Here is a 3,366-nt window from a genome sequence, read left to right on the forward strand (position 1 = left end):
CCGGAATCCCCGTCCGTTAGGGCGGGGAGAGGTCAAGCATTCTCCAAGGTCGGCGGAAGCGGTGACCGGTCGACCTTGCAACTTCAACAGGGCTTGAGGTCAAGAGCACCAGAGCTCGGGCCAGAACGGCCAGTTCCATGGCCAGCACCGCGACCTTACGTATGCGGTCTGGTTCGTTTTCCCAGGTATTGCTGCCAGAGCAGCCTGGCGGCGACCGATCGCCACGGGCGCCATGCCTCGGCGCGGGCGAGTGTGTCGGCCGGTGCCGGGGGAGCGGGCAGCTGCCACAGGTCGGCGATGGCGGTGACGACGGCCAGGTCGGAGGCGGGCCAGGCATCGGCCCGGCCCAGGGCCGACAGGCGGTAGATCGCCGCCGTCCAGGGGCCGATACCGGTCACCGCGAGCAACATCGCGTCGACGCTCGCGTCCTCGAGAACGGGGAGGGCGTCCAGGTCGAGGGAGCCGTCGACGACCGCGGTGGCGACAGCGCGGGCATAGCGTGCCTTCTGCCGGCTCAGCCCGGCCGAGCGCAGCCGGGCGTCGTCGAGCCGGAGCACGTTCTCCGCGGTCAGCGAGCCGGTGATCGCGGTGAGCTGGCCGAAGGTGGCCCGCGCCGACGCGAGCGACACCTGCTGCTCCAGCATGATGTGCAGCAGTGTCGCGAACCCGGGAGCGCGGTCCCACATCGGCGGGAACCCGTACTGGCGGACCACGGCCGCGAAACGGTCCTCGCGGCGTGCCAGTTCCGCCACACCCCGGCGCAGGTCCTCGGTCGTCATTCGCCCGGTCGTGGCGCGACGGCGGCCGGGGACAGCGCTGTGCTGTCCCCGGCCGCCCGTGATGGAATCGCCGTCGGTTCTCAGATGCCGGGCCGGGGGACGTCGCCGCGCCAGGAACCGGTGGAACCGCCGTGGTTCTCGACGAACTCCTTGAACCGCTTGGCGTCCGCCTTCACCTGGTGGCTGTCGACGCCGACCGCACTGCCGACCTTCTCGACCAGGCCCTCGGGCTCCCAGTCCAGCTGGATGGTCACCCGGGTCTCGGCGTCGCTGAGGCGGTGGAAGGTGACGACGCCGGCGTGCTTGGTGTCGCCGCCGGTGCTCTTCCAGGCGACCCGCTCGTCCGGGTGCTGCTCGGTGATCTCCGCGTCGAACTCACGGGTCTGCCCCGCCACCTTGGTCACCCAGTGGGTGTGGGTGTCGTCGGTCTGGGTGATCGACTCGACACCGTCCATGAACTGCGGGAAGTCCTCGAACTGAGTCCACTGGTTGTATGCCGTGTTGATCGGAACGTTCACGTCCACGGACTCGGTCACGGTGCTCACGTTGTTCTCCTTCGTAGCGGTTGTCCGTGAACTACCCGCCGCCAGGACGTCGAAACGACAAGTTGCGTCGTTCACTGCGTCGTTTCGTGGATTGTCACGCGTCGGCCCGTGTCGGCGGAGCGTGTGATCGCGTCCAGGAGACGGTGACGCCGGACGGCGTGGGCGAAGTCGGGTGCCGTGCTCGTGCCGTGGATCAGATCGTCGCGGATGGCCGCGTAGGCGTGGGCCAGCGTGTGGACATGCGTTCCGGCCAGTTGGGGATAGGCGTCGTAGCCGTCGGGAAGGACGAGCCGGTCGTGGCCACCGGCGCCGCGCACCACAACCGGGCCCAGGTGGGGGAACTCGGCGCCGGTGATCTCCAGCCTGCCTTCGGTGCCGTCGATGAGCAGCGAGAACCCCGCGCCCGAGGTCGCACCACCGCGATGGTGCACGGACAGGACCGCCCCTCCGGCCAGGGTGCCGGAGACCGCGATCTGATCCTCGGCGGTCATCGGAACGAGCTGGCCCGTGGTGGCCAGGGGCACCTGCCGGCGCCGGGTCGCGGTCGTGGCGACGACCTCCCGCGGTTCACCGAGGACCATCGACACCAGGTCGATCGCGGGCCCGAACGCGATGGTCAGCATCGTGGCCCCGAGCGTGCGGTCCAGTGTGTAGACCCCGCGCGGCGCGACGGGACTGCCCCACTCGGTCGAGGACGCCACCACGGTGGCGGAGAGAACCTCGCCGACGTAACCCTGGGCCACCAGGTCGCGGAGCCAGCGGAAAGTGGGCGACGAGCGCCCCTGCAGACCGATGAAGGTCTGCGTGTCTCCGGCGGCGCGCTGCAGTTCCTCGGCCTCACGCAGATCGGTGGCACGGGCCGAATCGGGCGAGCCCGTCACCAGGGCGCGTAGCTCGACACCCTCGACCGCTGCCAGGGCGGGCAGGTGGGCCGCGGCCGCCCAGCCTCCCGTGGCGCTCAGGCCGACGATGCCGACGCCGATCGGCCGGTCAGCCATGGAGCTGCTTCTTGAGCAGCTCGGCGTCGTGCAGGTTGGCCATGTGGGTGTACCGCCCGTCCAGGACCCGGTAGACGGCGAACTCGGTGATCGCGAACGACTTGCCGGTGGGTTCGACGCCGAGCCACGGCTTCACCGGCGTGCCCCTGTTGACCAGCCGGGCCGCCAGGTTGTCGCCGTCGACCGCGAAGTCCGTGACCTCCCAGCCCAGGTCCGGGACCGCCTCGAGTGAACCCATCGCCGACGCCATCGGCCTGCTGCGGCCCCACACCGTGGTGGACCCCGGACTGCACGCCGCGGGATCCTGGGCCCTACGGTTCGACGCGTTCCCGCACGTGAAGATCGGCGGCGTCGTCCGCGGCGACTGCTGGCTGGCCCTCGACGGGCAGGAACCGGTGCACCTTCGCGAAGGCGACTTCTACCTGCTGGGCAACCCGCCGTCCTACCTGCTGGCCAGCTCACTCACCGCGGAACCGCAGGCCGCACAGCTGCTGTGGGACACCGCGGCGAACGGTGTGGCGCGGATCGGCGCGGCCGACGACGAGGACACCTACCTGTGCGGCGGGTCGTTCCGGTTCGACGAGTCCAACGCCCCGATCCTGATCGACATCCTGCCGCGGCTCGTGCACGTCAAAGCCGGCAACCCGCGGGTCACCCTGCTCACGCACGTGACCGAACTGCTGAACGCCGAAGTCGAGGGCACCGCCGCCGGCCGTTCCCTGGTCCTGGACCACCTCGTGCAGATCCTGTTCGTCCACGTGCTGCGCGCCCACGCCGAGCAGACCGGCCGACCGGCTGGCTCGGAGCCCTCAACCACGACGGCGTCGGCGCTTCCCTACGGGCGATGCACGCCGACGTCGCACACCGCTGGAGCCTGCAGGAACTCGCCACGATCAGCCGCATGTCCCGCTCGACGTTCGCCGAATCCTTCAAGAACCAGGTCGGCACCACACCCCTGGAATACCTGATCCAGTGGCGGATGAGCGTCTCGGTTTCCTATACGATCCTGGGTGTTCCGGGCGTTTCGCCGCCGCGTGGACCGGC

The 3,366-nt window shown here is 70.0% G+C and carries 5 protein-coding genes and 1 pseudogene; 2 read left to right on the plus strand and 4 right to left on the minus strand.

What is annotated here, in order from left to right; genetic code table 11:
* Positions 1-155: 155 nt before the first annotated feature.
* The 4 genes from Aco03nite_RS52250 to Aco03nite_RS52265 all read right to left on the minus strand — a co-directional run bounded on the left by Aco03nite_RS52250 (position 156) and on the right by Aco03nite_RS52265 (position 2,572).
* Complete coding sequence (locus tag Aco03nite_RS52250) at positions 156-779, minus strand: DNA-3-methyladenine glycosylase family protein (RefSeq protein WP_203810723.1); 624 nt, start codon at positions 777-779, stop codon at positions 156-158.
* Between the two features lie 80 nt (positions 780-859).
* Positions 860-1,324: an SRPBCC family protein gene (locus Aco03nite_RS52255; RefSeq protein ID WP_203810725.1), complete on the minus strand. Its 465-nt coding sequence runs from the start codon at positions 1,322-1,324 to the stop codon at positions 860-862.
* A gap of 71 nt (positions 1,325-1,395) precedes the next feature.
* A complete protein-coding gene (locus Aco03nite_RS52260) occupies positions 1,396-2,322 on the minus strand; it encodes a Gfo/Idh/MocA family protein (protein WP_203810727.1) in 927 nt (308 codons plus the stop codon).
* Positions 2,315-2,572, minus strand: coding sequence for an ester cyclase (locus Aco03nite_RS52265; protein WP_239146157.1), 258 nt, complete (start codon positions 2,570-2,572; stop codon positions 2,315-2,317). The genes Aco03nite_RS52260 and Aco03nite_RS52265 overlap by 8 nt, the downstream gene beginning before the upstream one ends.
* A 22-nt stretch (positions 2,573-2,594) precedes the next feature.
* On the opposite strand from Aco03nite_RS52265, the gene Aco03nite_RS52270 reads away from it, so the two are divergent.
* Positions 2,595-3,290: a cupin domain-containing protein gene (locus Aco03nite_RS52270; protein ID WP_203810731.1), complete on the plus strand. Its 696-nt coding sequence runs from the start codon at positions 2,595-2,597 to the stop codon at positions 3,288-3,290.
* Positions 3,224-3,366, plus strand: a pseudogene (locus Aco03nite_RS55005) (hypothetical protein); the annotation flags it as partial. The gene Aco03nite_RS52270 and the pseudogene Aco03nite_RS55005, both read left to right, overlap by 67 nt.

Origin of the sequence: Actinoplanes couchii (assembly GCF_016862075.1) — a bacterium.
GTDB lineage: Bacteria > Actinomycetota > Actinomycetes > Mycobacteriales > Micromonosporaceae > Actinoplanes > Actinoplanes couchii.